Origin of the sequence: Paraburkholderia elongata (genome assembly GCF_013177735.1) — a bacterium.
In the GTDB taxonomy this organism is placed as follows: domain Bacteria; phylum Pseudomonadota; class Gammaproteobacteria; order Burkholderiales; family Burkholderiaceae; genus Paraburkholderia; species Paraburkholderia elongata.
Genome location: NZ_WOEZ01000339.1, coordinates 1 through 7,553, shown reverse-complemented (window position 1 = coordinate 7,553; position 7,553 = coordinate 1). Strand labels below are relative to the sequence as shown.

Sequence of the window (7,553 nt, the reverse complement as noted above, 5' to 3'; positions counted from 1 at the left end):
GGCGATCCCGATGGCCGCCAGGAGCCCCATCATGAAACTTTATGTGCAGTAATCCAAGGCTAACGCCTTGCTATCAAAGCAATTACGTTGGCTACTCTTCATAACGTTCTACTGTGTCTAATACATGAAATGTGCTGCAGCACATTTGACCTATCTCAAGGTCGCGACCAGCACGATCTGCGCGACGACCAGCCCATTCGACCGGCTGCCCCCAAACACTTCGCAGACCTCACCCGAAACGCCGGCTGACCACGTCTGAGCCCGCGATGAAGGCCAAGCTGGAACTGGCGGACATCCTGCACCGTCACGGCCCGGCATACCGGCATCTCTACGCCGATTCGCTTGACCGTGAACAGTGCCGTGTCATGCGCGCCATTGAACAATGCCGCACATCTGCCCTGGGTGGCCACGTCGAGCAGTGCGACGCCTGCGGACACCAGCGCATTGCCTACAACTCGTGTGGTAACCGGCACTGTCCGAAGTGCCAGTCGCTCGCCCGCGCAGACTGGCTCGACCGCCGTCAGACGGACCTGTTGCCCGTCCCGTACTTCCACGTGGTGTTCACCGTGCCGCAGGAGATATCGGCCATTGCATTCCAGAACAAGCGCACCGTCTACGACATCCTGTTTCAGGCCACCGCCGAAACGCTGCAGACAATCGCCGAGGATCCAAGGCACCTCGGCGCCACGATCGGCTTCATCGCACTCCTGCACACGTGGGGGCAGAATCTGGTGCATCATCCACATCTGCACTGCGTGGTCCCTGGCGGCGGGCTCGCTACCGACGGCACGCGCTGGGTGGCCTGCCGGCCTGGTTTCTTCCTGCCCGTGCGGGTACTCTCGCGCCTGTTCCGTCGACTGTTTCTCGAACGGTTGCAACGCGCATTCGATGCCGGCGCCCTGGGTTTCTTCGCGTCACTGGCCCATCTGTCCGAGCCCGGCGAATTCGCCCGCTATCTGTCGGGCCCGCGTCATACCGAATGGGTTGTCTATGCCAAGGAGCCGTTCGGCAGCCCACAGCAGGTGCTCGACTATCTCGGCCGCTACACGCACCGCGTCGCAATCTCCAACCACCGCCTGCTCAGCCTGACCGACGGGCACGTGACGTTTCGCTGGAAGGACTATCGTCATCCAGGCAAGCCTCGCTCCATGTGCCTGCACGCTCACGAGTTCCTGCGCCGCTTCCTGCTGCACGTGCTGCCCCACGGGCTGCAACGGATTCGCCACTACGGCCTGCTTAGCAACCGGCTGCGCGCGACCCGCATTGCCGCCTGCCGGCGTCTGCTTGGCGCACCGCCTGCTGAAGCCCGCACGCCGCCCAGACCTGATTACCGCGACCGTTACGCGCAGTTGACCGGCCGATCATTGCGTGACTGTCCGGTCTGCCGAAACGGTCACATGGTCTGCGTCGAATGTCTCCTGCCAGGCGCATTACCCCGGGCACCGCCGAACTATCCATGACGCTCGAATCGCGATCGCCGGCAGGCCGGAGCCGGCCCGTCCTCACGGGTCGGCAGGATGCGTACGTACGCGGCGGTCCCAGCCTGCCTTCTACGAGCGTCGAACCCGTCGGCGACCCACCGCGATCGCACGGGCCAGGCCCAATTGAGCGTCCAGAGCCGCCCGTACGAATGTTTCAATCCTCGAATCCGATCGCCACAACCATCGCCACGCCAATTCAATTCCCATAGCCACCGTCGGCGGAGCGGTTTAGCTCAACGAATTGTTAGCGGAGAGGGAACGGCTCGATCGCCGTGCCTTCGACCAGCTCATTACGCCGTTCCCTCTCCGCTAACAATCCTATGGATTATCGCCGCATTGATGCGCCATCAAATGCATTCATGATAAATGGCAGCTGTCAGGATAGGGGAGCGGTAGCGGTGGGTGGTCCCAAAGGCGCGAACCCGCGGGCGGTGATCGTTGGAAACCCTCGGTTGACATGAATGCAGCCGTTGCACGCACGGGACTGCAGACAGAGGTCGTGCAACGGAAACAAATTGGGTGTTGCCTATTGATGCGGCCGACTGCAAATGAAGGCCCGGATAGTCAGAGCTATCATCCCCTTCATTTGCGGACACGAGCCCTTGTATCGACTGGACGACGTCGCCGGATGGCACCTGGCGCGACGGCGTGGCGCGTCACAGACGATTGGGCATGAAGGCCGGATGCAACCGGCGATGCGGAAAGGCGGCCACGCGCAGCAGGGAGGAAGACCTTGCGATCCGCGGCGCCGGGACGTCTGCGGCGCAGAACCATAAACGTTCACGTTTCATTGAGGCGCCGGACTTTGCACGCGCAACGTTCCTCACGATCGCGTGAACCGGGATCCGTGCCTACAGGTAGCGGGGCCGGTCCGGCCGGCTTATTTCTGCGTGAAGGAGTCGTGCAGTTGCGTGCCGATTGCGCGGAGGTGCGCCGATCGGGTAGATCCTATGAGCAGGAGGCGTCGACGAACTGATACGTAAAATCAGCGTGTCAAGTCTTGTTCAAAGGAGAACATCATGCGCACGGATCAGACATTCATCACCCGCGGTGAAGAAGCAATACTTGCCGTGTCGCTAGAGTTGGCCGGGACGAAGTGGAAGGTCGCGCTGCATGACGGCCGGCGCGAGACGCCCGCCGTGCACGCCGTCGCGCAGCCACAGGCCGCCGCCCGCGTGCAGGCAGTTCTGGACCTGATCGAACGCCACAAAGAGAAGTGGTCGCTGCCTGCGGACGTGCGGGTGGTCGTGAGCTACGAGGCCGGTCAGGATGCCTTCTGGATCTTTCGTGCGCTGCAGGCGCGCAGCATCGAGTGCCATGTCGTCGATCCGGCGAGCATTCCGGTCGAACGCCACAAGCGGCGCGCGAAGACCGACCGGCTCGATGTCATCAAGCTGGTGATTAACCTGCGTGCGTGGCTACGCGGCGAGCGCGACCGAATGCACGTGGTGCATGTGCCATCGCCGCAGGATGAAGCGTCCCGCCAGCTAATGCGCGATCGTGGGCAACTGCAAAAGGAAGTGCGGCAGCACCGCGACCGGATGCGCAAACTGCTGGCCACGCTGGGCTGCTGGGACGACGTCGACTGCAAGACCTTCGCTGGCCGGCTCGCGCGTAACGAGGTGAAGTGCCACGACGGTGCGCCGCTACCGCCCGAGCTGCGTGAGCGGCTTCTGCGCGAGTGCGAACGGCTGGCGCTCGCCGAGCAGCAATTCGTGGCGCTGGAGAAGACGCGGCAGGCAAACGTGCCGGCGCCCGCGCGCAAGCGAAGCCACGACTTGACGCGTCTGAAGGGGATTGGCGAGGTCGGTGCGTCTCGCCTCGCGCTCGAGCTGTTCTGGCGGGAGTTCAGCAACCGGCGCCAGGTGGGTGCATGCGTCGGACTGGTGCCGCAGCCGTACGACAGCGGCGAGAGCCAGGTCGATCAGGGCATCAGCAAACAGGGCGACCGGCGGGTGCGCGCATTACTGGTCGAGATGGCATGGACCTGGCTGCGCTATCAGCCCGGCAGCGCACTCACCCAGTGGTTCAACCGGCGCACGCAGGGCACTGGGCCCAATCGCCGGGCGCGACGGATTGCGATCGTCGCGGTCGCACGTCGCCTCGCGATTGCGCTGTGGCGCTATCTGAAGGACGGCACCATTCCGGAAGGGGCACAGATGAAGGTGGCCTGAGGCGAAAGCATGGCGAGCACCCATTGAGTGAACCCGATATATACAACGTCTGAAGTGAACATGCCCGTTCGCCACCCGGGTTGCTAGCGCAACCGATCTGTTAGATGGGGTATGTTTTGGACACTAGTCCCACGACGCAAAGCGCATGCAGGATAAGGCTGGCGAGTCGCCAGCGGATAGAAGGTGGTCGGACGTCACGTCTGACGCGCGCAACGATCGGCTTCAGACCAGCAGGAGCGACGCACATCGGATCACAGCAAATACTGATGCACAATACGCTACGTCAGCATATCCATCCCTTCCTGGGCCAAGGGTCCGCTGCCGCCAGGCTTCGCCTACCCGCGACCCAGATTACGCGCACTGAGCAGAAGGTGCTGAACGATGCTTTGTGAGTCAGTCCGTCGAGAGGCCTTGACAACTTACTGCTCATAGAAGGGTGGCGGCATCATCATTCACTCAACGAGGAAAAAACGATGAACAAGCAGGAACTGGTGGATGCTGTCGCCGCGAAGACCGGCGCAACCAAGGCGGCCGCCGCTGACGCGCTTGATGCGCTGATCGCCACCATTACGGCGGCCGTCAAAAAAGACGATACCGTGCAACTGATCGACTCCGGATCGTTTTCCACCGGCGCGCGCGCCGCGCGGGTGGGCCGCAATCCGGCGACCGGCGCCGAGATCCAGATCCCTGCCGCAAAGACGGTGAAATTCATGGCGGGCAAGCCGTTCAAGGGGCGTTGTCAACTTGCCGAGAGTGAGACGAAACGCCGGCAGGTGTGACTTTCGTTCAGAAGCCAGTCGACGGATTTTGGGCTTGTTCGGTGAATTCGCGCCAGGCAACGAACCTTGCTGCAAGCTGTTTGCGATACAGTGACGCGCGCAGCAGATGCCGCTTGAGCGCGAAGTGTTGCCGTATCGGTCCGAAGCAGGAGAGAAATTGTTGTGTGCGTTTCGGGTCGCGAAAGCCGCGCATGCGGCGCTCGCGTTCCCGGGTCGGCTGGTGGCTGTTCTCCGCCCGGTTGTTCAGCCGGGCGGCCGCTTTGACGAACACGTGCTTCACGCTGACCAGCTCCGGAATGTCAGCCTTTGCTGCGGGATAGCTGCGCAGCTGGTCGGTGACGATCTTGCGCGGTACCAGGTTTGAGCGCAGCACACGCCTGAAGAAGCGTTTGGCGGCTGCCTTGTCGCGCCGCTTTTGCAGCAGGATATCGAGTTCGGTGCCGTGCTCGTCAACAAACTCGCCCGAGCAGGTACGGTTCCCCACGCAAAGTCACAAACATCTCATCGAGATGCCACGTGCCACCCGGTTTGCGCCGCGCTGCCTTCACCCGGCGAGCCAAGCCCGCACCGAATTTGTCGCACCAGCACCGGATCGTCTCATACGTCACGATCACGCCGCGCTCGAAAAGCAACTCTTTGACGTCGCGCAAGCTCAACTGAAAGCGAAAATACCAGCGCACTGCGCAACTGATGACGCTGGCTGGGAAACGGTGACCGTGATAGAGCGATTTCGTTTTCTTCATCGTGCCATCTTACGCCACTGATAAATCAACCTGACAGCGCCCCGTCGACGTTACAGGCTGCGCCGCCCTGAGGAGAGTCGCCGACAGGAAGTGCCGAGGGGGACACCCACAGACAAAAACGGCTTGCAGAGAAAGGGGCGGTCATCGAGGCGAAACGGCTTGTGGTTCTTGACCAGCGTTTAGCACTTGACAAGGAGGAAGTCATATCAGGATCTAAACGAACGCAGCCACCACGCTTTGCGCATTTTAGCCAATAGTGTCAAAATACTCCTGATAGATAAACCGTGATTGAGGCGCACCATGGCTGGAGTCCGTCAGTTTGATGAAGAGCACGCCTTTGCGCAGGCGCTGGATGTCTTCTGGCGCAAGGGTTTTCGCGCCACCTCGATGCTGGATCTGGCAGAAGCCACCGGCGTGCAGCGCGGGTCCCTATACAACGCGTACGGCGACAAGGAAGAAATCTTCGTGCGCGTGTTTGAGCGGTACACCGTCGAATTCCTCGCCGCTGCTCGCCACGCGCTGGACAAGCCTGACGCGCGCGACGCGTTGACGGCGTTTTTCACGTTCGCCATCCGCTCGATTGCACAGGGTTCGCCGGCGCGGGGCTGTCTGTCCACCAAAACGGCGATCGAAGTCGACCCCGAATCGCCTCGCTTGCGCGACGCCCTGCAAAAGATGTTAGATGAGCTGGAAGCGATCGTCCTCAGTGCGCTCGCTACGCCAGAAGCTAAAAAGAGACTCGCGATTCCGGCGCCGCAGGCCGCCAGGCTCATCGTCACCATGACACGCGGCATTGCCGTCATGGAGCGTGTCTACGCCGATCCGAAGAGTCTTAGACAGACCGCAGCAGGGCTCGTCGACGCATTGGTGCCGCAGCGCTCGTAATGCGCTGTCGTCCCGGGTCGAGCGGTGCTCCGCCAGCACCGCTCGATTGACGCCCACCCTGCCGGTGGTTCTGGTGCAAACAGCCGGTGAAGCCGAGACGTGTACAATACATAAGGATACCTTATGTATTGTACAGGACAGCGTTCCAGACGGCGGGTGCAGCAGCATCCTTGAGTCCGAGAGTGCGGAGGTTGAACTGACCCTTGCGGACGCGGGGCATCAACTCGATGCCTGCAATCGTGGTCGCGGCGCTCCTGAACCGTTTGAATCCGAGCATCACGTTCGTTCTGGACTTGATGTTTCGAATGATATGAACGTTCCCCACCACCGGTGGGGACATACAGGGAAGTGGATCCTTGCGGGCCTCATCCCAGCGTCGGTCTTTCGAAAAGCTGCCAACTTCGGTGCAGCGCTTCGGGCAATATCGCGCTATCGAACTCCTCGGTTTCCACGAAACGGACGGCTACGCTAGCAGCATTACTGAACTTGCTAGTGTTCCGTCCCAGAAATAGCTTTGCATAGCCGGGCCACTTTCTGGAGAATGGAATCGGCTGTCGCGGTCCATACGAACGGCCGCTTGTGCTGGTTGTACTGCTCGGTATAACGCTCGATGCTGGCGATGAGCTGGCGCACGTTTCTGAATGACCCGCGACGGATCGCCTGCTGCGTTATCAGGCCAAACCAGCGTTCAACCTGATTCAGCCAGCTTGAGTAGGTTGGCGTGAAGTGCATGTGGTAGCGCGTATGCCTGGCGAGCCACGCCCTGACCCTCGGATGCTTGTGTGTCGCGTAGTTGTCGACGACCAGATGCACATCGAGATCGACCGGCACCACCTGGTCAATATGCCTGAGGAACGGTAGGAATTCCTGATGCCGGTGGCGCGGCTTGCATTGAGCAATGACTTCGCCCGTTGCTGCATTGAGCGCAGCGAACAGGGTTGTGGTGCCATGTCGGACGTAATCATGCGTCACCCCTTCGAGATAACCCAGCCCCATCGGCAGCATCGGCTGCGTGCGCTCCAGCGCCTGACACTGGCTCTTCTCGTCGACGCACAGCACCAGGGCGTTGGTGGGCGGGCTCAGGTACAGCCCGACAATATCGCGCACCTTCTCGACGAAGAATGAATCGGTAGACAGTTTGAAGCTCTTTGAACGATGGGGCTGTATACCGAACAGCGACAGATACCGGGCAACCGAACTCTTCGAAATCCCTGTCTGCGCGGCCGCAGAACGCACGCTCCAGTGCGTTGCCCCGTCCGGCTTTTCATGCAACACCCGGGCCAGCAATTCCGCGACCGCCTCGTCGTCATGTGTGCGCGGTCGGCCTGGGCGAGCTTCATCATGCAGACCCGCAAGCCCCTGAGCGACAAACCGCTTCTTCCAGTGCGTGATCGCCGGTGGCGTCACTTCGCACCGCATCGCAATTTCCGTGGTTGTGTGACCGTCAGCGGCCATCAGGACAATCTTTGCCCGACGCAACAGAGAATGAGG

5 protein-coding genes and 2 pseudogenes are annotated in these 7,553 nt (G+C 61.2%); 4 read left to right on the top strand and 3 right to left on the bottom strand.

Annotated elements, in window-relative coordinates:
• Nucleotides 1-266 precede the first annotated feature (266 nt).
• The 3 genes from GNZ13_RS51020 to GNZ13_RS51010 all read left to right on the top strand — a co-directional run bounded on the left by GNZ13_RS51020 (nucleotide 267) and on the right by GNZ13_RS51010 (nucleotide 4,434).
• Nucleotides 267-1,460 carry an IS91 family transposase gene (locus GNZ13_RS51020; protein ID WP_172178969.1) on the top strand — a complete coding sequence of 398 codons (1,194 nt, stop codon included), beginning with the start codon at nucleotides 267-269 and terminating at the stop codon, nucleotides 1,458-1,460.
• A gap of 1,040 nt (nucleotides 1,461-2,500) precedes the next feature.
• Nucleotides 2,501-3,655: an IS110 family RNA-guided transposase gene (locus GNZ13_RS51015; protein WP_172178968.1), complete on the top strand. Its 1,155-nt coding sequence runs from the start codon at nucleotides 2,501-2,503 to the stop codon at nucleotides 3,653-3,655.
• Between the two features lie 428 nt (nucleotides 3,656-4,083).
• Nucleotides 4,084-4,434 (top strand): HU family DNA-binding protein, encoded by a 351-nt coding sequence (locus GNZ13_RS51010; protein WP_328807428.1) that lies wholly within the window; start codon nucleotides 4,084-4,086, stop codon nucleotides 4,432-4,434.
• 7 nt (nucleotides 4,435-4,441) lie between these two features.
• Here GNZ13_RS51010 and GNZ13_RS51005 read toward each other — a convergent pair.
• Nucleotides 4,442-5,177: pseudogene (locus GNZ13_RS51005) on the bottom strand (IS6 family transposase).
• Nucleotides 5,178-5,477: 300 nt separating this feature from the next.
• Between GNZ13_RS51005 and GNZ13_RS51000 the strand changes: the two are divergent.
• Nucleotides 5,478-6,062: a TetR/AcrR family transcriptional regulator gene (locus tag GNZ13_RS51000; RefSeq protein ID WP_172178966.1), complete on the top strand. Its 585-nt coding sequence runs from the start codon at nucleotides 5,478-5,480 to the stop codon at nucleotides 6,060-6,062.
• A 121-nt stretch (nucleotides 6,063-6,183) separates the two neighbouring features.
• On the opposite strand, the pseudogene GNZ13_RS50995 reads toward GNZ13_RS51000, so the two are convergent.
• Both GNZ13_RS50995 and GNZ13_RS50990 read right to left on the bottom strand, forming a co-directional pair.
• A pseudogene (locus GNZ13_RS50995) lies at nucleotides 6,184-6,366 on the bottom strand (IS6 family transposase); the annotation flags it as partial.
• A gap of 185 nt (nucleotides 6,367-6,551) precedes the next feature.
• On the bottom strand, nucleotides 6,552-7,553 hold a 1,002-nt coding region (locus GNZ13_RS50990; RefSeq protein ID WP_172179035.1), incomplete at its 5' end, for an IS630 family transposase.